Genomic DNA, 21,725 nt, shown 5'->3' on the forward strand with positions numbered 1-21,725 from the left:
ATTCTTTATCGGCGCTTGGGTGAAAGGAGGAGGGGCGAACTCTCCCACAGTCTGTACTGCGTCAACAGTCAGAATCGAGCCTTGTCCCTCCTCCTCCCTTCAAGTCCTACCATACAAGCGAGCCTGCTCGCGATGGAGGAGCAAGCACCGCGGGGTGTCAGGCAGCCAGCGTTTTCGTTGACGACCATCGCGAGCAGGCTCGCTCCCACAGGGTTTTCATCAAACCCTAAGTGGCCGTTGCCGCAGCAATTGGTGGGCCGTCAGAGGCAGGCGTACACCACCAGTTCCACCAACATCTCCTCCCGAGCCAACCCGGCCACGACGATGGCCGCGCGATTGGGGTAGGGGGCCTGGAAATACTCGCCATAGATCGCGTTCACCGTCGCCAGGTAGCTGCGGTCAGTGACGTAGATCAGCACCTGGGTAACCGCGTCCAGGGTGCTGCCGGCGGCTTGCAGGGTATGGCGCAGATTGTCCAGGGTCTGCCGGGTTTGCGCCTCGATGCCGCCACTGACGACCTGACCCTCGCGGTCAATGGGGATCTGTGCGGTGTACAGCGTGCCATTGCCGACCACCGCCCATTCCAGTGGCGCGCGGGAGGCGAAAAGGTCAGTCTTGATCGCGTGTTTCATTGATTGATTCCTGGAGCAATACAAGGTTTTATTGGGCATCGCTGCTTTCGCCAGCACCGCGCCGACGCGACTCCTCGGTGCTTTCCACCAGCACCCGTTCGCCCAGTTTTTTCAGTTGGGTCCAGACGTCATCGTCGACGACCAGCCCCTCTGCGGGCTGCGGGTAGGTGGCAAGCAGGGCATCCTCGGCACTGAGTCGCGGCAGCAGCGCGAAGTGCCTGGAGATCAGCACATTGATGCTTTGTTCGTCGCTCTGCGCCGGTTGGGGCAGGTCATACACCCGCAGGGTCGGGTGGGTTTGCCCGGCGCTGAACGTGGCAACCATTTCCTGGCGTGCATCGCGCCAGTACACGCAAAAATTCAGCGCGTCCGAGGCACAGCGCGCCAGGTAGCCGAGCAGCAAGACACGGTTATGGCAATGGCGGATGCGGATCAACGCACTGCCGCCGCGCAAGGCCTTGCCGACACCTAGCTCGACCGCCTGGGCGGCGCAGCGCAAGACACTTTGGCCGTGGGCATCGAGGGTTAACTGCGCGGCATCTTCGTAGCAGGTTTCGATCGGGCGATCGACTTCGTCGTGGAGAAAGGCCAAGGCCTTTTTCAACGCGCCGATGCCATCGAGGCCTTGCAGTTGCAGGCGCGCGATCATCTCGGCGGCGTCGTCGCAGTCACCGGGGGCGAAGCCGATACCCTCGAAGGCCTTGCGGCAGATCACCTGGATTTCATTGAGCGAGACGCGCATATCAGTGTTCTCCGGCAGCGGTGGGCAGTGTCGGCATCACGGCGAAATTCCAGTCATCGGCGAAAGGCTGGCCAATCTCACTGACCAGTGGCGCACCCTGGAACAAGGTGATGCGCACCCAGCGGCTGGACTTGGGGTCGAACTTGCCGGCGCCGAAGAACGCCAGTTTGCAACGCAGCAAGTGGATCGGCAGCATGTTGCGGTCCATCAGGTTGGCGCGGATTTCCCCGAAGGCGCAACGGGCCATGCCCTGCAGCCGGCATACGGTGCCTTTGAACGACGGCTGGGCGAGCAGGAAATGCGCGGTCAATTGCTGCGGATGGCGTTCGCGGTAGGCCAGCAAGGCACGGTGGCAACGCTGGAGGTTGTGGGCGATGCCCAATTGCATTTCCTTTTCCGCGCCAGGCTCCATGGCACGCTCGCCCAGGCGCGGCTCTTCCTTTTCCGCCGAGCGATACCAGAAGAAGTGGTTGGCCTCGGCCCCTTCAAGGTCGTAGTCGAGCGCCCAGCGGTAGTGGGTCTCGATCAGGTTGCACAGCGCGTCCAGCGGCATCTCGGCGTTCAGGCGAAAGCCCTCGTTGACCGACATCTGCTCGGCCAGCGGATCGACCTGTTCGGGGTACAGCTCCAGCAGCAGGCTGACCAGCAATTCCTGGCAGCCAAAACCGGCATTCAGCTCGGCCCAGTCTTGCAGCCGTGACCACAGTTCGGCGCTGACAGGCTGACAGGCGAACCACTCGCTCAATCGGCCGAGATCGTCCAACGTCTGCCGATCGATCGCACTTTGCCGTTGATCCTCGGTGCTGGTTTGTTGCAGGTGTTGCCGAGCCCGCTGCAGCAGTGCCTGGAAACGCTGCGCGCGGTGCACGTCAGCCGGTTGAGCCACCACCTTCGCCAGTGCGGTTTCACGGGCACACACCCACTGATTGACCAGTTGAGGGTGATTGATCAGGAAGGGCGCCATGCCCAGCCCGGTGGAGTTGCCGACCCCCAGGTAGCGTTGCAGCTCGATGTCCAACCCGACCGCCCGTTGCGGATTGCGCGCCCGGGCCATGTGCTCGATCTGCTCGATGCTGAAATGTCGCAGCAGGTACACGGTGAACATCTGCGCGCTGAACGGTTGGGTGAAGTCGGCATTGCCTTGCAGGCAACTGAAGTCGGCGATGCCGAACTTGCCGTTGCCGTACACGGCGGTCGTGCGATACAGGTAGCCGACCTCGGCGAGTTGCCGTGGGTCTGGCTGGCAACCTTCCGCCAGCGCCCCGAGGAAGCGCTCGAAGTTGCGCAGGCTGCGGTTGGCCCGTGACAGCACCAGTACCCGCGCATCGAAACGCCCGGCTTCCTGCAACGGTACGTTACGCCGCAAGTCGGCCAGTTGCGCCTCGTCGACATCGCCGGCCAACAGCACGAAGCTGACGTCCCACTGATCGGCGATGACCCGGTCACTGCGTTTTTCCGGCGGCAGGTACATCGAGAAAATCACGCAATGATAGTGGGCACTGGCGGTGTCGATCCGATAGATCGCCGTGCCGAAGCCCTCGGTGTCGAGATCGAAGCGAGTGCGCTCGATACGCCATTGCTCGTTCATCATCTTGCGCATGCTGCTGCGCACGAAACTCAGGCGGCTCTGGAAGTGACTGCCCAGCCGTTCCAGGTCCATGACCCGGGCGGCGGGGCGCAAGGCCGAAGAGGTGTCTGTGTCGGTGTGCGACATCATTGCGATTCCTGGATTGTTCATTATCAGACTGCCTGTTCACGAGCCATCTGCCGGGCGATGCGCAGTGCATCCCAGAGCGACGGCAGGATCAGCAGCGAAACCGGTACGGCAGTGATGACGATAAAAGATTGCAGCGCCGTGACCCCACCCGAGCCGATGGTGATCAGCACCACGGCGGCCAGGCCCATGCCGATCGCCCAGAAGGCGCGCAGCCATGCCTTGGGTTTGTCATTCGCGGACATCGCCATCGCCACGGTGAAGGCCATGGCATCGCCATTGGTGGCTACCGAGATGAAGCTCAGGAACAGGAACAGCGCCGAGATCAATCCGCCCAAGGGCAGGTTCTGGGTCACGCCCAGCAGCAGGTCTTCCGGTTGCGCGCCGTGGGCGGTGACGATGCCCGGGGTTTGCAATTCCATGCCGATGCCGGCGCCACCGACGATGGTGAACCAGAACATGGTCACCAGCGGGGCGATGATCGACAGGGTCATGATCACTTCGCGAATGGTCCGGCCCCGGGAGATCTTCGCCACGTAGAGCGCCACCATCGGCGCGTAACCGATGAACCAGCCCCAGTAGAACACCGTCCACCAGTCGAGCCATTTCGGGTCGGCACGGAACAGGGTCATCGGGATGAACTGTTCGATGTGCAAGGCGAACGCCGTGGGGAAACCGCCGAGGATGAACGCAGTGGGCCCCAGCAGTACCATGAACACTGCCAGGCCAATCATCAGCCAGACGTTGATCCCGCTGACGAAGCGGATTCCCTCGAGCCCGACCAGGCAGGAGATGGTGTACATCACCGTGACCAGCACGATGGTGATGGACTGCACCATCAGGTCGTTGGGAATGCCCCACACCGAGTGCAACGCGCTGCTGATCTGCAGGCCGAGGAAACCGATCGGGCCGATGGTGCCGGCGACCACGGCGATAATCGACGTGGCGTCGGCCAGGGTACCAATCGGCCCCTTGAGTGCACGTTCACCGAACAGTGGATAGAGCAAGGTTCGCGGTGCCAGTGGCAAGCCTTTGTCGTAGTGCAAGTGCATCAGCACAATGGCCAGCAAGCTGCCCAAAACCGCCCAGGCGAGGAAGCCCCAGTGCACGAACGATTGCGCGAGCGCGGTGTGGCCTGCCGCTTCGGTATGCGGTTGCATGCCCGCGAACAGCGGTGGCGGACTGGCGAAGTGCATCATCGGTTCCGCCGCCGCCCAGAAGGCACCCCCACCGGCGAGCAGGGCGCACATGATCACGGCGATCCAGTTGAAAGTACTGGTATCGGGACGTCGGTCGACGCCGCCGAGCCTGACGCGGCCGCACTTGCTGAAGCAGATGAACAGGCTCATGGCGAAGGTCGCCAGCATCAGGATCTGCCAGTACAAGCCAAAGAACTTCGTCGACCAGGCGAACAGCGTGTTCACCAGTAGCGACACACCCTCGATGTTGACCAGGGCTGCGATCAGGAAAGCGCCGAGGAAGCCGCCACTGATCAGGAACAGTGGCCAGTCGATGTTTGTTTTCGGCGGCGCAAGGTCCAGTGGCTGGACGTCGGCCTGCAGGGTGTCGGATGTTTTCATGATGCCTCCAAAATACGCGTCTGGGGCTGTGCACCGCCGGTTTGGGGGATGAACGGGAGGCTATTGTTGTTATTTTTCATGCTGTGCTGTCCTCACGGTGTGAAACCAGGGTCAGTGGATCAAGGGTCAGTTTTGCGCAGGTGTCGCGCTTTCCAGCAGACGCAACCAGTTGAGCCCCATGATGTTGCGTACCTCGTCCTCGGCGAACCCACGGTCGCGCAGGCCCTGGGCGATGACCGGGAAATCCCGGCTGTCGCGGAACCATTGCAGCGGTGACGGCCAGTGGGCGTTGTCCTTGGAGCCTTCGCCGTAGTCCTTGTCTTTGCTCCAGCGCCCGTTGCGCATCCATTCAAGTACTTGCAAGGGTTGCTGCTGGCACAGGTCGGTGCCGATGCCGATATGCTCCACGCCCATCAGTTCGGCCGTGCTGGCAACCATGTCGCAGAACGATTCCAGGCTGCAGCCCGAGGCACCCTTGAGGTGGAACGGGTAAGTGCTGAAGCCGAGCAGGCCGCCAGACTCGGCAATCGCGCGCAGCACGGCATCGGACTTGTTGCGTTTGGCGGCATGGAAACTCGACGGGTTGGCGTGGGAGACGATCACCGGCCGGCTCGACAGCTCAATGGCTTCAAGGGTGCTGCGCTCGGCGCTGTGGGACATGTCGATGAGCATGCCGACGCGGTTCATCTCGGCGATGACCTGGCGGCCAAAGCGGCTGATGCCGTTGTCTTCGTTCTCGTAACAGCCGCTGGCCAGCAGGCTCTGGTTGTTATAGGTCAGCTGCATGATCAACACGCCGAGCTGGCGGAAGACTTCGACCAGGCTGATGTCGTCTTCGATAGGCGAGCAGTTCTGGAACCCGAAGAAAATACCGACGCGGCCTTCCTGGTGGGCCAGGCGGATGTCCGAGGCCTCCCGCACCGGGCGAATCAGCTGCGGCCAGGTTTCGAAACGGCGGTTCCACTCGCCGATGCGCGACAGGGTTTCCCGGGCGTTCTCGTGGTAGGCGATGGTGGCGTGTACTGCGCTCAGGCCACCTTCCTGCATCTGGCGGAAGATGTCTTCGCTCCAGTTGGAATATTGCAGGCCATCGATCATCAATAAATCGTGCATGGTGATCTCCCGTTCAAGGTCGCATGTAGGTGGTCTTGACCACGGTGTAGAATTCGCGGGCGTATTGCCCTTGCTCGCGCGGACCGAAGCTCGAGTTTTTGCGGCCGCCGAACGGCACGTGGTAATCGGTGCCGGCGGTGGGCAGGTTGACCATCACGCAACCGGTGCGGGCGCGGCGCTTGAAGTCACTGGCATAACGCAGCGATTGGGTGATGATCCCGGCGGTGAGGCCGTATTCGGTGTCGTTCAATACGGCCAGGGCTTGCTCGTAGTCGCTCACCCGGATCACGCAGGCAATCGGTCCGAACACTTCTTCGCGGTTGATGCGCATCTGGTTGGTGGTGTGGGTGAACAGCGCGGGGCGCATGTAGTGCCCGGCCGGTTCCAGGGCGAGCAACTCGCCGCCTTCGACCAGGGTCGCGCCGTCTGCCTTGGCCAGCTGCAGGTAATCAAGGTTCTGTTGCAGTTGGCGAGCTTCGGCAACGGGGCCAATCTGTGTTCCTTGCTCAAGGGCATGGCCGACTTTCAGCTGGCGCATGCGCGCGACCAGCGCCTCGACGAACCGGTCATGGATGCCATCGCAAACGATCAGGCGCGAGGAGGCGGTGCACTTTTGCCCGGTGCCGAAAAAGGCACCGTTCAAGGCGCATTCGACGGCGATGTCCAGGTCGGCATCGTCGAGCACCACCAGGGCGTTCTTGCTGCCCATCTCCAGTTGGCAGCGCACCAGGTTGCCGGCGGTTGCAACCGCGACGCGGCGACCGGTCTGCAGAGAACCGGTGAACGTCAGCGCATCGATATCGGCCGACTGGATCAGGCTTTCACCGACCACGCTGCCGCTGCCCATCACCAGGTTAAAAGTGCCTGCGGGCAAGGGCTGGCGGCTGATGATCTCGGTCAGGGCCCAGGCGCTGGCAGGCACCAGGTTGGCCGGCTTGAACACCACGGCGTTACCGAAGGCCAGGGCTGGGGCGATCTTCCACGCGGCGGTGGCCATCGGGAAATTCCATGGGGTGATGATGCCGACCACGCCCACCGGTTCGCGCTGGACGTCGATCTCGATCCCGGGGCGAACCGAGGCTGCCGTCTCGCCCATCTGGCGCAACACTTCGGCGGCGTAATAGTGAAAGAATTGCGCACTGCGATGGACTTCACCGATGCCCTCGGCCAGCGGCTTGCCCTCTTCGCGCGAGAGCAGTTCGCCGAGCTCTTGCTTGCGCGACATCAGCTCGTCGCCGATGGCCATCAGGACTTGCTGGCGTTGTTCCAGGCCAGTGGCGGCCCATTGCGGCTGGGCGTCACGGGCGGCCGCGATGGCGTCCAGGGTCTGTTCGGCGCTGGCCTGGTGGTAGTGCCCGATCAGGTCTTCGACGTCCGAAGGGCTGTGGTTGGCGACAAGGCCCTGGCCTTCGCACCAGTTGCCGCCAATGTAGTTTTTGCAGGGTTGCAGTGCCATGGGAACCTCCGATTGCGTTGGCCCCATCTTGAGAGTATTACTCTGCAAATAAAAATTAATAATAAATATGAAACGATAAGGAAAACTAACCGTGTTGCCCGAGCTCAAGATCACTCAATTGCGTTATTTCGTGCTCGTCGCCCAGCTCAAAAGCTTCCACGGCGCGGCCCGGCAGGCGTATCGCACGCAACCGGCGTTGTCGTTGGCCGTGCGCGAGCTCGAACAGAAGCTCGGCCAGCCACTGTTCGAGAAGGGCGGTAAAACCGAGCTGACGCCATTCGGCGCGCACTGTCTGCCGCTGTTTCAGGACTTGCTCGCCCATCACGATCGCATCGCCCGGGAAGTGAGCCTGCTGGCGCGGCACGAAATCGGCCAGGTGAGCATTGCCACGGTGCCGTCGGTGGCCAGTCGCCTGTTGCCGAACCTGCTCGCGCGGTTTGTGAGCGAGCACCCGAAAATGCAGATCAGCATCCAGGACGGCACGGCCGACAGCGTGCAGCAGTTGTTGGTCCAGGGACAGGTGGACTTTGCCATCAGCAGCGTGTGGGTGGCGGATGACAACATCGAGTTCGTGCCGATCCTGAGTGACCGGGTCGGGGTGGTCTGCCGGCATGATCATCCGCTGGTGGCTAGCGGCGGGGCGCTGCACTGGTCCAGCCTGCAAGCCTACCCGCTGGTGCGCAATGGCACCTCGCGCCTGCTGGCGGGAACCGAGGCGGAAAGCTTGCTCGACAATAGCCTGCTGTTCGTCTCCAACATGATTTCGCTGATCGCGATGCTCGAAGAGGGCATCGGCATCACCACTTTGCCGTCCCTGGCGTTTCCCAAGGGCAATGAACAGCTGGTGTTTCTGCCCTTGGCCGAGCCCCGGGTGGAGCGCCAGATCGGCATCCTGTGTCGCAAGGGCCATAGCCTGTCGCCGGCGGCGGCCGAGTTGATGGGGTTCCTGCGGGCGCAGATGCAGATGCCCGGGCAGGTCAGTGATGGGGCGGTGGTTCCGTCGGCCGTAGTTTGAAACGACAGACATTACCGCCGCGCACCATGCATTCGGTGTGATCGACTTCAGCGCCGCCCAGCGCCCCGATCAACGCCAGGTCCAGTTCACAAACGACCGGGTGCGCGGCGGCGAGACGGTGGAACACGCAGTTGTGGGCGACGATTTCCTGATCGCCGGATGAGCGGAAAAACACCTCGGCTTCATAGCCCGCCTGATTCATGTGCTGCACGATCTTCGTTTCATCAACCACCTGCTGTTCGCGGTCCAGGGCCAGTTTGCGACCCAGGTTGCGCATCAGCGTCGCCAGCGCCTCGGGGCCGATGATGTCGGCCACTTCATCGATCAGCGCGCTGGCGAGCAGCTGATACTGGCGCGGGAACTGCTCCCTGGCGTGGTCGGTGAGTTGATACAGCTGCTCAGGACGACGCCCCGTCGGCCGGGTTTCGCCGCGCGCCACCAGGCCATCCCGCTCCAGCGCCGCCAGGTGTTGGCGAATCGCCGTGCGCGTGACGGCCAGGTGCTCGGCCAACTCGTCGATGCTCATGCCACCAGCTTTGTGCAGCAGCGCGTTGAGCAGGTCCTGCTGGGTTCGACCCAGTCCTTGCAGCATGGTGTACCTCGCGCCGTGTCAGAACTTGTCGGGGAATTGCTTGACCAGCGCCGCGGTCAGTGCGTCCGCCAGCGCCAATATATGCGTGCGCATCATCGACCAGGTACGTGCTTCGCCGGCGTAATCGTGCGCGGCGAATTCATCGATCTGGGCGACGTGATGGCCGCCATGGGCCGACAGCAGATTCACCAGCGTCGCTTCCGGCAGGTTCGGGTTGGCGCTGGCCAGGAACGCCGCAATCGCCTTGGCATTGCTGGTCAAATCCGCAACGGCGGCCTGTTTGCCTTTGCTGTCCTTGGCCACCGTGGCATCGCTGTAGTGTTTCACCGCGCCCCAGTGACCGGCAAGCAACTTGAGCAGTTGGTCGGCGGCCGGTTGGCCATAGAACGGCGCGATGCTGTTGGCGATTTTAGTCGCGTTGTCGACCACCTGGTCCGCCGCCACTTTTGCCTGCTGGCGGTCGGCGGCCTGGTTGGCGAGCGCGTAGTTCCTGATCCAGAAGATGTGCTCCACCCAAAGGTCGCGCAAGGCCAGACGCGTGGTCAGCGCGGCGCTATCGGCGGTTGGAGCAGGTGCGGGAGCGGTCTGGCTCCAGGCCGGTTGCGCACAGAAAGCCAGGAGGATCAATGCAAGTGTCTTGATATTCATGACGGCAGCCTCTGAATGGGATGGATCGACAATATCAATTAAAGCATATAAATATGTTTTTATTAGATATCGCCGAAATCCCGGATCAGTGGTCAGTTCCGTTCGCCGGCAAGCCTGGCTCCAACAGTTAATTACAAGCCATCCCTCAGCGCCTTGAGGTATTCGGGGCTATTACCGATCGAGTTGTGCCCGGTGCCTGCAATCACCTGCAGCGTCGCCACGCCCGGGGGGAAATGGCTGTAGAGGCGCCGGGTGCTTGCGCCTGGAATCACCTCGTCGTGCTCAGCGGCGATCAGGCGCGTCGGCACCGTGATGTGCTCGGCGTAGCGCCAGGATTCGAATTTATCCTTGAGCAGCCATCGTACCGGTAGCCAGCGGAACTGGCGCTCCGCCAGTTCCTCCAGGCTGTTGTATGGCGTGATCAGCAGCAGTTTCGCCACCGGCCGATAACTGGCCAGGCGCACCGCGACCCCCGAGCCCAGGCTGCGTCCGACCACCACCACCTGCGGGTGGTCGGCGTAGACCTTGTCGAACAAGCTCATGGCATCGCGAGCAATCGCTTCTTCGGACGGTGAACCGCTGCTGCCACCGTATCCACGGTAATGCAGCAAGTACAGGGCATGCTCGGGAAAGGCCCGGTCAAACTCCGGCAGGCTGCGCGAGACGTCCTCGGCATTGCCACCGAAATAAATCAGCGCCTTGGGCCCGGCATGCGACCGCACCGACACCAACACCTGCGCCTCGTCCACGGGCAACGTCAGCAGTGTCTCGGGCGAGTCGACGGCGCGGGGCTGCGGGTAATAGATCAGTGCGCGCTGAAACACGAACAGGGCCGCGCAGAGCGCCAGGTACAGCACAGCGGCGATGACGACGAGTAACACCAGGGTACGAGACATTCGGCTAACGTTAGTGGGCAACATTGACGGCTCCGGGGTGCTGTCAGAGTGTAGCTGGCGGTAAAGGAGGGCATCGATGCCCATGGCGCTCAAGTGGCTCAACGTGTTGCCTGCGGAAAAAGCGGCCCTGGCCTTGGGTTTTGCGTTCCATTTCTGCGTGCTTGCCAGCTATTACCTGGTACGACCGTTGCGCGATGCCTTGGGCCTTGAGGGCGGCGTCGAGAAGTTGCAGTGGCTGTTCACCGCCACCTTCGTGGTGATGCTGCTGATGGTGCCGGTGTTTGGCACGCTGGCGTCGCGGCTGCCGGCCACGCGCTTCGTACCCTTGATTTACCGGGCGATTGCCGTGTCGATGCTGGTGTTTGGCCTGTTGATCGGCAACCACGTAGCGCCGGTGACGGTCGGGCGGGTGTTCTTTGTCTGGATCAGCCTCTACAACCTGTTCATCGTCTCGATTTTCTGGAGTGTGCTGGTCGACCGTTTCTCCAACGAGCAGGGACGACGGCTGTTCGGCTGTATCGCGGCCGGCGGCACCCTGGGCACCTTTATCGGGCCCTTGCTGGCGGCGACCATGGCCACTCGTCTGGGCCCGCTGGCGTTGACCGTCGGCGCGGCGCTGCTGCTGGAACTGGCGGTGCACTGCTATCGGGGGCTGCTGGCGAGGACGCAATCGCAGCAGGCCAACCGGTTATTGGACGAACGGCGCCTGGGGGGCAGCATGCTCGCCGGGATCACGCTGATCCTGCACTCGCCTTATCTCTTGGGGTTGGTGGCCTTCATGCTGCTGCACACCAGCGCCGCGACTTTGTTGTATTTCGAGCAGGGACGGATCGTCGCTGGCAGCTACGCTGATGTAGGCAGCAGGACGCAATTTTTCGCCGTGGTCGATTTGCTGGTGTCGGCGCTGACCCTGATCTGTCAGTTGCTGCTGACAGCGCCATTGATTCGCCAGGTGGGCATAGGTGGCGCGTTGCTGGCGCTGCCCCTGGCGACAGTCGTGGCGTTTTGCGCCATGGCACTGGCACCGGTGCCCGCCAGCGTGGCATTGGCACAGGGACTGCGCCGCGCGGTGGAATTCGGCGTTGTCCGGCCGGCGCGTGAGGTGCTGTGGACGGTGGTCAGCCGTGAAGAAAAATACAAGGCCAAGAATGTGATCGAAACCCTGGTCTATCGTGGCGGCGACGCTGCCAGTGGTTGGCTGTCGGCCGGTTTGACGGCTCTGGGCGCAGGCTTCGGCCTGGTCGCGCTGGCAGTCGTGCCGGTGGCCGGAGTGTGGGGCGGGTTGTGCCTGTGGCTGGCAAGGCGCCAGGCGCGATTGGCCGAGTCCATACCACGGGTGAGGGAATCGTCATGAGCCATGCGCAAGGTTTGACCCGCAGGCAAATACTCACGCTGGCTGCCGCCGCTTCGGCGGTCTTCACGCTCGGCCCGAGCGGTGCGCAAACCTCGCCAGCGGCGGGAACAGGAGGCAAGACCATGATGACCCGCGTCATTCCTTCCAGCAAAGAGCCATTGCCCGCTGTCGGCCTTGGCACCTATCGCGGCTTCGATGTGGCGCCTTCGGATCCTGCGTACCGCAGCTTGCCAGCCGTGCTTGACGCGTTGTTTGAAAAGGGCGGCAAGGTCATCGACAGCTCGCCCATGTACGGTCGCGCCGAGCAGACCACCGGCGAGCTGCTGTCGATTCACGAGCCACGATCGCCAGCGTTCCTGGCGACCAAGGTGTGGACCCGTGGCCGCGAGGAAGGCATCGCGCAGATGGAGCAATCGTTCAAGCTGCTGCAAACCGACCGCATCGACCTGATGCAGATCCACAACCTGCTGGACTGGCAAACCCACCTGCCGACCCTGCGCCAGTGGAAGGAAGAAGGACGCATTCGCTACATCGGCATCACCCATTACACCGCGTCGGCCTATGACGACGTGGAGGCCGTGCTCAAGGCTGAGCCGCTGGACTTCCTGCAGATCAACTATGCGCTGGATGATCGCGGCGTCGAAAAACGCCTCCTGCCACTGTGTCGCGACCGCGGTGTCGCAGTGATCTGCAATCGGCCGTTCGGCGGCGGTGGATTGATCGCGCGGTTGCAGGGCAAACCGTTGCCCGGTTGGGCCGCGCAAGTCGGGATCAAGAGTTGGCCACCTTTGGCACTCAAGTTCCTGTTGTCGCATTCGGCGGTGACCTGCGTCATCCCCGGCACCGGCAACCCGCGCTACATGACGGAAAACGCCAGCGCCGGTTTCGGCCCGATGCTTACCGATGCGCAACGTCATCAGTTGATCGCTTTGCTGGATTGACGCCAGGGAAGGTTTTGAAAAGCGTGTTCCTGACTACACTGATTGAGGTCCGAAAAACCTGAGCATGCAAGACATCCCCGACCATTACACCAAGGAGATCGAACATGACTATCCGCATTGGCGATGAGGCACCGGATTTCACCGCCGACAGTACCGAGGGGCCGATTCACTTCCACGAATGGATTGGCGACAAATGGGCCATCCTGTTCTCGCACCCGAAAGACTTCACCCCGGTCTGCACCACCGAGCTTGGCTATATGGCCCGGCTGAAGCCCGAGTTCGACAAACGCAACACCAAGATCGTCGGCTTGAGCATCGACCCGGTCAGCGACCACCGCGCTTGGGTCGGCGACATCGAGGAAACCCAGGGCCATGCGGTGAACTATCCGATGATCGGTGACGACAACCTGGTGGTGGCCAAGCTCTACGACATGATTCACCCCAATGCCAGCGGTGGCCAGCGCACCGCCGTGGACAATGCCACGGTTCGTTCGGTGTTCATCATCGGCCCGGACAAGAAGGTCAAGGCGATGCTGATCTACCCGATGAGCGCCGGGCGTAATTTCGACGAAGTGCTGCGCCTGCTCGACTCGCTGCAACTGAACGCCAAGCACACCGTCGCCACGCCGGTGAACTGGCGTCCGGGCGAAGACGTGATCATTCCGACGTCGGTTTCCGATGAGGATGCGAGGAAGAAGTATCCGGATGGATTCAAGACCCTGAAACCGTATTTGCGCGTGGTGCCGCAACCCAAGTAGGCCCTGGTGGGTGACTTGTACACCGCTCCCGCCGGGACGGTGTACAGGGGGAATGCTATACGAGGGCTCGGCATGCCCTCTCTCCGGCATTGCTCCGTGGGTCGCCGCGATGGGCCATCGTGGTTAACGGGGCGCCCAGATCAAAAACAAAAGCGAGGCGGCCTTAAAGCCGACCTGACTTTTCCAGATATCCCCAATCCACTGTGGGAGCGAGTCTGCTCGCGAAAAATGTCCAGACAACGCGCTCATCCAGAAAGGGCGCGTTATCGTTGACGACCATCGCGAGCAGGCTCGCTCCCACAGGGGGAACGCGAACAGACCTGCGATCAGGTCGGCTGTAAGGCCGCCTCGCTGTTGCTTTGGCTTTTGATTTTCTTGCCCCCCGGCGCTCCGTTTTTCCAAGTGACTCGCCGTAAGGGCGAAACCCTAAGTGGCCGTTACCTCTGCAACGGATATACACCCAATCCAACCTTCAATCACACCAGATATTTACGAAACCACCCCAGCGTCCGCTCCCAGGCCAGCTTCGCCGCCGCCTCGTCATAACGCGGCGTGGAGTCGTTGTGAAAGCCATGGTTGGCGCCGGGATAGATATAGGCTTCATAGGTCTTGCCGCCGGCCTTCAGCGCCTGCTCATAGGCGGGCCAGCCTTCGTTGATGCGCGTATCCAGTTCACCGTAGTGCAGCATCACCGGCGCCTTGATCCGGGGCACATCCTTGGCGTCCGGTTGCCGGCCGTAGAACGACACGGCGGCGCCCAGTTCCGGGTAAGCCACGGCTGCCGCATTGGTGACGCCACCGCCATAACAGAAACCGGTGATACCGACTTTTCCGCTGGAGTCGGGATGTTTCATCATCCACTCGACGGCGGCGAAGAAGTCATTCATGAGCTTTTGCGGGTCGACCTTTTCCTGAAGTGCACGGCCCTTGTCGTCGTTGCCCGGGTAGCCGCCGACCGAGCTCAAGCCATCCGGGGCGAGGGCGATGAAACCGGCCTTGGCCAAGCGCCGCGCCACGTCTTCGATGTAAGGGTTGAGCCCACGGTTTTCATGCACGACCACCACCGCCGCGACCTTGCCGGCGGCTTTTGCCGGGCGCACCAGATAGGCACGCACCTGCCCGTTACCTTTTGGGGAGGGGTAGGTGACGTACTCGGCGATGATGTCCGGGTCGGTGAATTCGACCTGTTCGGCAAGGGCGTAATCCGGGCTCAGGGACGCCAGCAGTGCACTGGCGGTCAAGCCACCCAGGGTGAACAGCGCGGCGCGGTCGAGAAATTCGCGCCGGTTGATCAGGCCATGGGCGTAGTAGTCGTAGAGTTCCAGCAGTTGCGGGGAAAAGTCTTTTGCAGTGAGACGGGGCATCGGTGCGCTTCCTCTTCGGCGGATTGATGGCTCTTGCAGCGACATGCCCTGTGGTCAACCGAGGCACTGCGCCCCGGCTTTCGCCACTTGTGCATCCTGTTCGGCCTTGACCCCGGACACCCCGACCGCGCCGATCACCTGGCCGTCGACCGTGATCGGTACCCCGCCTTCGAGCGAGGTCAGCAGCGGTGCCGACAAAAAGGCCGTGCGCCCGCCATTGACCATCTCTTCATAGCCTTTGGATTCGCGCCGCCCCAGGGCCGAAGTACGGGCTTTTTCGAGAGCGATGTAGGCGCTGATGGGCGAGGCGCCATCGAGGCGTTCGAGGGCCAGGGGATGCCCTCCGTCATCGACCACGACAATGGTCACCGGCCATTGGTTGGCCTGGGCTTCGGTGCGCGCGGCAACGAGGATCCGGCTGACTTCGACCTGGCTCAGGACGGCTTTGCGGTTCATGGGCGTTCTCCAGTGGGCGTTATTGGGACAGGGCGTCTTCGACCAGTTCGATCCAGTGCCGGACGGGGGTGCGGCCCGCGCCGTCGAGGTGCGACTGGCAACCGATATTGGCGGTGACGATGACTTCGGGGTAGCCGCTTTCCAGGGCATTCATCTTGTTGTCGCGCAGTTGCCGGGCCAGTTCCGGTTGGGTCAGCGAATAGGTGCCTGCCGAACCGCAGCACAAATGGCTGTCTGGAACAGTGGTGAGGTTGAACCCAAGGCGGATCAGCAGCTTCTCCACCGCGCCACCGAGTTTTTGCGCGTGCTGCAAGGTGCAGGGGCAATGGAACGCCACGCGGTGGGCGTTGTGGATGCCCAGTTGTTCCAGCGGTTCGTCGCGCAATACTTCCACCAGGTCCCGGGCCAGCGCGCTGACCTTTTTTGCCTTGTCGGCATAGGCTGGATCGCGTTCGAGCAGGTGCCCGTAATCCTTGATAAAGGCACCGCAACCGCTGGCGGTTTGCACGATGGCCTCGGCGCCTTGTTCAATGGCCGGCCACCAGGCGTCGATGTTGTGCCGGGCACGATCAAGGCCGGCCGCCTGGGCGTCCAGGTGATAATCCACGGCACCGCAACACCCGGCCTCGCGGGCCGGCATGACGCTGATGCCCAGCCGGTCCAGCACCCTGGCGGCAGCCACGTTGGTATTGGGCGACAGTGCGGGCTGCACGCAACCTTCGAGCATCAATACCTGCCGGGCATGGCGGGTGGCGGGACGCTGCTTGGGCACCGGGAGGTTGCGCGGCAGTTTGCCCTGCAGCGTACCGGGCAGCAGCGCGCGCAGTGTCTGGCCGCTGTTGACCAGGTGTTTGAACAGGTCTGGATGCGGCACCAGCTTGCGCAGCCCCTCGCGCAACAGCCGCTGGCCGATCGGACGCGGCACCGCTGCATCGACCACGGCGCGGCCGATGTCCAGCAAGTTATGGTAATCGACCCCCGACGGGCAGGTGGTCTCGCAGTTGCGGCACGACAGACAGCGATCCAGGTGCAGTTGGGTCTTTGCCGTGACCTCGTTGCCTTCCAGCACCTGCTTGATCAGGTAGATGCGCCCGCGCGGGCCATCGAGCTCATCGCCGAGTAACTGATAGGTCGGGCAGGTAGCGTTGCAGAAACCGCAGTGCACGCAGGTGCGCAGGATGCTGTCGGCTTCTTCGGCGCGGGGCAATCGGCGGGCGCGTTCGCTCAAGGTGGTCTGCATGATTCATAACTCCGCGTACAGGCGTCCGGGGTTGAAGATGCGCTGGGGGTCGAGTTGCTGCTTGAGGCGCTGGTGGTAGCGCAACAGCGCGTCGGGCAGTGGCTGGAAGGGCGTATCCGTGAGCCCGTGGCTATAGCAGGTGACGTGCCCGCCAGCCTCGGCGACGACCTGGCGAATGAACGTTGCCCGGGCATCGGACTTGAGCCAGCGCTGGGCACCACCCCAATCGATCAGTTGCCGACCGGGCAGGGACAGGCTCGGTGTATTGTTGGGCACGGACAGGCGCCACAGTGGCTGGTCTTCGTCGAAGAACGCCAGGCGCTGTTCGTTGAGATCGGCCCAATACGAAGCGTCGAGCACCTCGCCGCCCAGACGATCGTGGGCCGCCGCCACCGAGCCTTCGCCGCCCTCGAGCCGCAGGTGCAGGCACTCGCCGTCATGACAGGCGGCGCTGATCGGCAGCGGTTGCTGGCCCCATTCCGCCAGGCGCAGCAAAGCTTGCTCCACGTTCATTTGCAGGCTGATGCTCAGGGTCTGCCGGGGCTTGGGCAGGACCTTGAGCGAGACCTCGGTGATCAGGCCCAGGGAACCGTAACTGCCGGCCATCAGGCGTGACAGGTCGTAACCGGCGACGTTTTTCATGACCTCGCCACCGAAACGCAAATGCTTGCCCAGGCCGGTGATCACCCGCGTGCCCAGCACGAAATCCCTCACCGACCCCGACCACGGCCGGCGCGGTCCGGACAGCCCGCAAGCGATCATGCCGCCGACGGTGGCGTCATCGCCGAAGGCCGGCGGTTCGCAGGGCAACATCTGCTGCGCGGCGTCCAGCACGCTTGCCAGTTCCACCAGCGGCGTGCCACAGCGCGCCGTGATCACCAGTTCCGTCGGGTCATAGCGGACAATGCCCCGGTGCGATCGAGTATCGAGTATTTCCCCCGCCGTCACGCGGCCCAGGAATGCCTTGCTGTTGGCGCCCTGAATCCGCAGCGGCGTGGCGTTGGCCAACGCCTGGTTGACCTGCTCCAGCAGCGCTGTGCTGTCATCGAGATCAGCAGGTGGGTGCATCAGAAACGCTCCAGGTCGGGGAAGGGCAGTTTTCCTGCGTGCACATGCATGGCGCCAAACTCGGCGCAGCGGTGCAGGGTCGGTATGTTCTTGCCGGGATTGAGCAGTCCGCCGGGGTCGAAGGCCGCCTTGACTGCGTGGAACAGGGTCAGCTCATCGCTGTTGAACTGCGCGCACATCTGATTGATCTTTTCCCGGCCTACGCCGTGTTCCCCGGTAATGCTGCCGCCGACTTTCACGCAAAGCTCGAGGATCTTGCCGCCCAGGGCCTCGGCGCGATCCAGTTCGCCCGGTGTATTGGCGTCGAACAGGATCAGCGGGTGCATGTTGCCGTCGCCGGCATGGAACACGTTGGCTACCCGCAGGCCGTATTCGGCCGAGAGTTCGGCGATGGCCTTGAGCACGCCCGGCAGCTCACGACGGGGGATGGTGCCGTCCATGCAGTAGTAATCCGGCGACAGGCGGCCCACCGCCGGAAAGGCGTTCTTGCGTCCGGCCCAGAAGCGAACGCGTTCGGCCTCATCCCGGGCCTGGCGCACTTCGGTGGCGCCGGCCTGCTCGAGCACCTGGCGCACGCTGTCGCAATCGTCACGCACGTCGGCTTCGACGCCGTCGAGTTCGCACAGCAGGATGGCCTCGGCCTCCACCGGGTAACCGGCGTGGATGAAGTCTTCGGCGGCGCGGATGGCCAGGTTGTCCATCATCTCCAGGCCGCCCGGGATGATGCCGGCGGCAATGATGTCGCCGACGGCGCGGCCGGCTTTTTCCACGGAGTCGAACGCCGCCAGCAGCACCTTGGCGGACTGCGGCTTGGGCAGTAATTTGACCGTGACCTCGGTGATCACCCCGAGCATGCCTTCGGAGCCGGTGAACAAGGCCAACAGGTCCAGGCCAGGAGAGTCCAGGGCGTCGGAGCCCAGGGTCAGGTGTTCGCCCTCGACGGTGAGGATGTCGACCTTGAGCAGGTTATGCACGGTCAGGCCGTATTTCAGGCAATGCACGCCGCCGGCGTTTTCGGCGACGTTGCCGCCAATCGAGCAGGCGATTTGCGAGGACGGGTCGGGCGCGTAGTACAGGCCGAACGGCGCGGCGGCCTGGGAGATCGCCAGGTTGCGCACCCCCGGTTGCACCCTCGCGGTACGGGCGGCAGGGTCGATCTGCAGAATCTGGTTGAAGCGGGCCATCACCAGCAGCACGCCTTTTTCCAGGGGCAACGCGCCGCCAGACAGACCGGTCCCGGCGCCCCGGGCGACGACCGGTACCCGGCATGCGTGGCACAGGCGCAATACGCCCTGGACCTGGGCGATGTCCCGCGGCAGCACCACCAGCATCGGCGTGGTGCGGTAGGCGCTCAGCCCGTCGCATTCGTACGGCTTGAGTTCTTCCTGCTGGTGCAGGATCTCCAGATCGGGCAACTGCGTGCGCAAGGCCTGCAACAGCGCGGCCTTGTCGACCTCTGGCAGAGCGCCATCAACGCGTTCATCGTAGAGAATATTCATAGTCGTTTTACGATACTCCGTTCATGAAAGCCCGGGCGATTGCCTTAATGCTGATCACTTACTTGTGAGCCCCAGCCCCACATTTGTGGCGAGGGGATTTATCCCCGTTGGACTGCGGAGCGGCCCTCAGCGTCCGTTCAAACAGAACGAGTTGTTGGCATTTACGACTGCTTCGCAGCCGAACGGGGATAAATCCCCTCGCCACAAGGGAACAGCATTTGGGTGATTGCCCGGGTTGTCCGATCAATGGCCGCCCACCACCATATGACTGAACGGTGCGACATAGGCCTGCAACGTCACCAGGCCGCCCACCAGGATCGCCAGGATGATCGAGTGGAAAAATACATAGCGCAGGATCTCCCCTTCATGGCCATACCAGCGGGTGGCGGTGGAGGCCACCACGATCGACTGCGCGTCGACCATCTTGCCCATGACCCCGCCGGAACTGTTGGCGGCGGCCATCAATACCGGGCTCAGCCCCAGTTGCTCGGCAGTCACCCGTTGCAAGCCGCCGAACAGCACGTTGGAGGCGGTGTCCGAGCCGGTCAGCGCCACGCCGAGCCAGCCGAGCAGGGTGCCGAACATGGGGTAGAAAACTCCTGTCGCGGCAAAGGCCAGGCCCATGGTCGCATCCAGCCCCGAGTAGCGGGTGAGAAACCCGAGGGCGAGCATCGCGGTAATGGTGATCAGTGAATAGCGCACCACCCACAGCGTGCGCAGGTATTGGTGGATCAGCTGCGGGATGGAGTAGCCCATCAACAGCCCCCCGAGGATCGCCGACAGCAGAATGCCGGTGCCGGTGGCAGTGAACCAGGTGAACTTGTAGATCGCGTCTTCGGTTTTCGGCGCAGGCACCACGGGCGGAACCTTCTCGATCTGCTGATGAATCGTGGTGAAGGTCAGGACCGGGGCGAAAATCGGGTTGGCCTCGCGCAACGGTTTACCCTGGGGATCCAGTTTGGCCGCGCTGGTGGCCGGATCGATCGCCGGGCGGGTGTCGAACATGTTCTTGAACCCTTGGGTCCCCCAGGCGAAAACGAAGACCGTGAGGATGATCCACGGCATCCAGGCGCGCATCACCGCGGGCTTGGCGTCGCTGGCAAAGGCTGCGCTCGCGACTGGTTTTTGGTCATGTTCCTCGGCGATGGCCGAGTTATCGACGCGCCCGGACAGGGCAGCGGAGGTATGCACGGTGGCCGGTTTCCACACTTTGAGGAAACCCGTCAGGCAGGCCATGGAGATCAGCGCGGCGATCACGTCCACCAGCATCGGCCCGTGATAGTTGGACACGATGAACTGCGGGATGGCAAAACTGACCCCGGCAATCAGGATCGCCGGCCAGATTTCCAGCATCTTGCGCCAGCCGGCGAAGGCCCAGATCAGCCAAAAGGGCACGATGACCGAGAAGAACGGCAGTTGCCGACCGACCATCATCGACAGCTCCATTTCATCGAGCCCGGTGACTTTGGCCAGGGTGATGATCGGAGTACCCAGCGCACCGAAGGCCACGGGGGCGGTATTGGCGATCAGCGCCAGGCCCGAAGCGGCCAGTGGTGAAAAGCCCAGGCCGATGAGGATCGCCCCGGTCACCGCCACCGGCGTACCGAACCCCGCGGCGCCTTCGAAAAAGGCGCCGAAGCAGAAGGCAATCAGCAGCAATTGCAGGCGGCGATCGTCGGTGATCCGCGCCAGAGAGTCCTGCAGCACTTTGAACGAGCCGTTCTCGGTCGTCAGCCGGTGCAGGAAAATGATGTTCAACACAATCCAGCCAATGGGCAACAAACCGTTGGCGGCACCGTACAGCGCCGCCGACCCGGCCATGCCGGCGGGCATGCCGAAGGCGAAAATCGCGATCACCAGGGCCGAGGCCAGGGCGAGCAGTGCCGCCAGGTGTGCCTTGACATGGAAGAAGGCCAGGGCTGCGAGCATCACCACCACCGGCACGGCTGCCATGAGGGTCGAAAGCACCGGGTTGTTGAACGGATCGTAGATTTGCTGCCAGACCATGTTCCACCTCTGCTTTTTTGTTGTTGGGAGTGCAGCCCCTTGGGGGGGAGGTGGCCTCTAGTATAGGTGCCATTGCGCCGCTGTCAGGGCGCGGTGGCCGTCGCCTCGATCGGCGCTTGGCAGGCGGCTGAGCTAGCATTGCCGATAGGCCGAAATCAATCGTGGGAGGGGAGCAGCAATGACTGAGCGCCATATCGAGCACAAGGAGACGCTTTCGAACGGATGCAGCATCAAGGTCAAGGCCGAGATACTGAAGGACGGCTCATTGGGAATGTTCATCGGCGTTTACCGGCCGGACGGCTCGGTCATTGACGAAAACCACGATCCAAAACCCCATATGCTGGACATGGAAGCGGCGATGGACTGGGGGATCGACATTGCCAAGGGCATCGGCAACAGCCAGAGAACCTTGTAGCGCATGGCTGGGGATTGGCGATGCGATATTCGCGAGCAGGCTCGCTCCCACAGGGGAAATTCGCTCAACTGTGGGAGCGAGCCTGCTCGCGAAGCGTTTGATTTTTAGTGCTTGAACATCACATGCCGCACGACGGTGTAATCCTCCAGCCCATACATCGACATGTCCTTGCCATACCCCGACAACTTCTGCCCGCCATGGGGCATTTCGCTGACCAGCATGAAGTGCGTGTTGA

Annotated in this window: 21 protein-coding genes; 5 read left to right on the plus strand and 16 right to left on the minus strand. The window is 62.7% G+C overall.

What is annotated here, in order from left to right; all coding sequences use genetic code 11:
- Positions 1-260: 260 nt before the first annotated feature.
- The 6 genes from CGA21_RS28825 to CGA21_RS28850 all read right to left on the minus strand — a co-directional run bounded on the left by CGA21_RS28825 (position 261) and on the right by CGA21_RS28850 (position 7,237).
- A complete protein-coding gene (locus tag CGA21_RS28825; protein WP_110750553.1) occupies positions 261-632 on the minus strand; it encodes a RidA family protein in 372 nt (123 codons plus the stop codon).
- A gap of 28 nt (positions 633-660) precedes the next feature.
- The gene (locus CGA21_RS28830; protein ID WP_188265611.1) at positions 661-1,374 is read right to left on the minus strand and encodes a DUF3726 domain-containing protein; all 714 of its coding nucleotides are present in this window, start codon (positions 1,372-1,374) and stop codon (positions 661-663) included.
- Between the two features lies 1 nt (position 1,375).
- Positions 1,376-3,091 (minus strand): hypothetical protein, encoded by a 1,716-nt coding sequence (locus CGA21_RS28835; protein ID WP_188265612.1) that lies wholly within the window; start codon positions 3,089-3,091, stop codon positions 1,376-1,378.
- Between the two features lie 23 nt (positions 3,092-3,114).
- Entirely contained in the window at positions 3,115-4,668 is a 1,554-nt protein-coding gene (locus CGA21_RS28840; protein ID WP_110750547.1) for a BCCT family transporter, read from the minus strand.
- A gap of 126 nt (positions 4,669-4,794) precedes the next feature.
- The gene (locus tag CGA21_RS28845) at positions 4,795-5,781 is read right to left on the minus strand and encodes a dipeptidase (RefSeq protein WP_110750545.1); all 987 of its coding nucleotides are present in this window, start codon (positions 5,779-5,781) and stop codon (positions 4,795-4,797) included.
- Between the two features lie 13 nt (positions 5,782-5,794).
- A complete protein-coding gene (locus tag CGA21_RS28850) occupies positions 5,795-7,237 on the minus strand; it encodes an aldehyde dehydrogenase family protein (protein WP_188265613.1) in 1,443 nt (480 codons plus the stop codon).
- A gap of 91 nt (positions 7,238-7,328) precedes the next feature.
- Here CGA21_RS28850 and CGA21_RS28855 point away from each other — a divergent pair, with 91 nt between their 5' ends.
- Positions 7,329-8,252, plus strand: coding sequence for a LysR family transcriptional regulator (locus CGA21_RS28855; RefSeq protein ID WP_188265614.1), 924 nt, complete (start codon positions 7,329-7,331; stop codon positions 8,250-8,252).
- Here the strand turns inward: CGA21_RS28855 and CGA21_RS28860 are convergent.
- The 3 genes from CGA21_RS28860 to CGA21_RS28870 all read right to left on the minus strand — a co-directional run bounded on the left by CGA21_RS28860 (position 8,215) and on the right by CGA21_RS28870 (position 10,412).
- The gene (locus CGA21_RS28860; RefSeq protein ID WP_188265615.1) at positions 8,215-8,844 is read right to left on the minus strand and encodes a helix-turn-helix transcriptional regulator; all 630 of its coding nucleotides are present in this window, start codon (positions 8,842-8,844) and stop codon (positions 8,215-8,217) included. The two genes, CGA21_RS28855 and CGA21_RS28860, sit on opposite strands and share 38 nt — an antisense overlap.
- A gap of 18 nt (positions 8,845-8,862) precedes the next feature.
- Positions 8,863-9,492, minus strand: coding sequence for a hypothetical protein (locus CGA21_RS28865; RefSeq protein WP_110750537.1), 630 nt, complete (start codon positions 9,490-9,492; stop codon positions 8,863-8,865).
- A gap of 131 nt (positions 9,493-9,623) precedes the next feature.
- Positions 9,624-10,412, minus strand: coding sequence for an alpha/beta hydrolase (locus CGA21_RS28870; protein WP_110750535.1), 789 nt, complete (start codon positions 10,410-10,412; stop codon positions 9,624-9,626).
- Between the two features lie 52 nt (positions 10,413-10,464).
- On the opposite strand from CGA21_RS28870, the gene CGA21_RS28875 reads away from it, so the two are divergent.
- From CGA21_RS28875 to CGA21_RS28885, 3 genes are all read left to right on the plus strand, one after another.
- Entirely contained in the window at positions 10,465-11,742 is a 1,278-nt protein-coding gene (locus tag CGA21_RS28875; protein WP_188265616.1) for an NTP/NDP exchange transporter, read from the plus strand.
- Positions 11,739-12,683, plus strand: coding sequence for an aldo/keto reductase (locus CGA21_RS28880; RefSeq protein WP_110750531.1), 945 nt, complete (start codon positions 11,739-11,741; stop codon positions 12,681-12,683). The genes CGA21_RS28875 and CGA21_RS28880 overlap by 4 nt, the downstream gene beginning before the upstream one ends.
- Before the next feature lie 104 nt (positions 12,684-12,787).
- Entirely contained in the window at positions 12,788-13,441 is a 654-nt protein-coding gene (locus tag CGA21_RS28885) for a peroxiredoxin (protein WP_020796455.1), read from the plus strand.
- Between the two features lie 476 nt (positions 13,442-13,917).
- Here the strand turns inward: CGA21_RS28885 and yghX are convergent, their stop codons facing one another.
- From yghX to CGA21_RS28915, 6 genes are all read right to left on the minus strand, one after another.
- A complete protein-coding gene (gene yghX, locus CGA21_RS28890; RefSeq protein WP_188265617.1) occupies positions 13,918-14,805 on the minus strand; it encodes a YghX family hydrolase in 888 nt (295 codons plus the stop codon).
- Between the two features lie 54 nt (positions 14,806-14,859).
- Entirely contained in the window at positions 14,860-15,261 is a 402-nt protein-coding gene (locus CGA21_RS28895) for a heme-binding protein (RefSeq protein WP_110750525.1), read from the minus strand.
- A gap of 19 nt (positions 15,262-15,280) precedes the next feature.
- Complete coding sequence (glcF, locus tag CGA21_RS28900) at positions 15,281-16,501, minus strand: glycolate oxidase subunit GlcF (RefSeq protein WP_188265618.1); 1,221 nt, start codon at positions 16,499-16,501, stop codon at positions 15,281-15,283.
- Positions 16,502-16,504: 3 nt separating this feature from the next.
- Positions 16,505-17,569 (minus strand): glycolate oxidase subunit GlcE, encoded by a 1,065-nt coding sequence (gene glcE / locus CGA21_RS28905; RefSeq protein ID WP_188265619.1) that lies wholly within the window; start codon positions 17,567-17,569, stop codon positions 16,505-16,507.
- Complete coding sequence (glcD, locus tag CGA21_RS28910) at positions 17,569-19,068, minus strand: glycolate oxidase subunit GlcD (RefSeq protein WP_188265620.1); 1,500 nt, start codon at positions 19,066-19,068, stop codon at positions 17,569-17,571. The genes glcE and glcD overlap by 1 nt, the downstream gene beginning before the upstream one ends.
- Positions 19,069-19,311: 243 nt before the next feature.
- Positions 19,312-21,075, minus strand: a complete 1,764-nt coding sequence (locus CGA21_RS28915; protein WP_188265621.1) for an L-lactate permease — start codon at positions 21,073-21,075, stop codon at positions 19,312-19,314.
- A 178-nt stretch (positions 21,076-21,253) separates the two neighbouring features.
- On the opposite strand from CGA21_RS28915, the gene CGA21_RS28920 reads away from it, so the two are divergent.
- A complete protein-coding gene (locus tag CGA21_RS28920; RefSeq protein WP_020801332.1) occupies positions 21,254-21,490 on the plus strand; it encodes a hypothetical protein in 237 nt (78 codons plus the stop codon).
- A 104-nt stretch (positions 21,491-21,594) separates the two neighbouring features.
- Here CGA21_RS28920 and CGA21_RS30545 read toward each other — a convergent pair.
- On the minus strand, positions 21,595-21,725 hold a 131-nt coding region (locus CGA21_RS30545; RefSeq protein ID WP_345894469.1), incomplete at its 5' end, for an aldehyde dehydrogenase family protein.

The sequence above is a fragment of the Pseudomonas sp. PSB11 genome (assembly GCF_014596605.1).
GTDB lineage: Bacteria > Pseudomonadota > Gammaproteobacteria > Pseudomonadales > Pseudomonadaceae > Aquipseudomonas > Aquipseudomonas umsongensis.

Coding starts and splice junctions, on each gene's coding strand:
- CGA21_RS28840 (WP_110750547.1), bottom strand. CDS start 4,668: ATGAAAACATCCGACACCCTGCAGGCCGACGTCCAGCCACTGGACCTT.
- glcD (WP_188265620.1), bottom strand. CDS start 19,068: ATGAATATTCTCTACGATGAACGCGTTGATGGCGCTCTGCCAGAGGTC.
- CGA21_RS28895 (WP_110750525.1), bottom strand. CDS start 15,261: ATGAACCGCAAAGCCGTCCTGAGCCAGGTCGAAGTCAGCCGGATCCTC.
- CGA21_RS28845 (WP_110750545.1), bottom strand. CDS start 5,781: ATGCACGATTTATTGATGATCGATGGCCTGCAATATTCCAACTGGAGC.
- CGA21_RS28835 (WP_188265612.1), bottom strand. CDS start 3,091: ATGATGTCGCACACCGACACAGACACCTCTTCGGCCTTGCGCCCCGCC.
- glcF (WP_188265618.1), bottom strand. CDS start 16,501: ATGCAGACCACCTTGAGCGAACGCGCCCGCCGATTGCCCCGCGCCGAA.
- CGA21_RS28870 (WP_110750535.1), bottom strand. CDS start 10,412: ATGTTGCCCACTAACGTTAGCCGAATGTCTCGTACCCTGGTGTTACTC.
- yghX (WP_188265617.1), bottom strand. CDS start 14,805: ATGCCCCGTCTCACTGCAAAAGACTTTTCCCCGCAACTGCTGGAACTC.
- CGA21_RS28885 (WP_020796455.1), top strand. CDS start 12,788: ATGACTATCCGCATTGGCGATGAGGCACCGGATTTCACCGCCGACAGT.
- CGA21_RS28880 (WP_110750531.1), top strand. CDS start 11,739: ATGAGCCATGCGCAAGGTTTGACCCGCAGGCAAATACTCACGCTGGCT.
- CGA21_RS28915 (WP_188265621.1), bottom strand. CDS start 21,075: ATGGTCTGGCAGCAAATCTACGATCCGTTCAACAACCCGGTGCTTTCG.
- CGA21_RS28830 (WP_188265611.1), bottom strand. CDS start 1,374: ATGCGCGTCTCGCTCAATGAAATCCAGGTGATCTGCCGCAAGGCCTTC.
- CGA21_RS28850 (WP_188265613.1), bottom strand. CDS start 7,237: ATGGCACTGCAACCCTGCAAAAACTACATTGGCGGCAACTGGTGCGAA.
- CGA21_RS28920 (WP_020801332.1), top strand. CDS start 21,254: ATGACTGAGCGCCATATCGAGCACAAGGAGACGCTTTCGAACGGATGC.
- CGA21_RS28875 (WP_188265616.1), top strand. CDS start 10,465: ATGCCCATGGCGCTCAAGTGGCTCAACGTGTTGCCTGCGGAAAAAGCG.
- CGA21_RS28865 (WP_110750537.1), bottom strand. CDS start 9,492: ATGAATATCAAGACACTTGCATTGATCCTCCTGGCTTTCTGTGCGCAA.
- glcE (WP_188265619.1), bottom strand. CDS start 17,569: ATGCACCCACCTGCTGATCTCGATGACAGCACAGCGCTGCTGGAGCAG.
- CGA21_RS28825 (WP_110750553.1), bottom strand. CDS start 632: ATGAAACACGCGATCAAGACTGACCTTTTCGCCTCCCGCGCGCCACTG.
- CGA21_RS28860 (WP_188265615.1), bottom strand. CDS start 8,844: ATGCTGCAAGGACTGGGTCGAACCCAGCAGGACCTGCTCAACGCGCTG.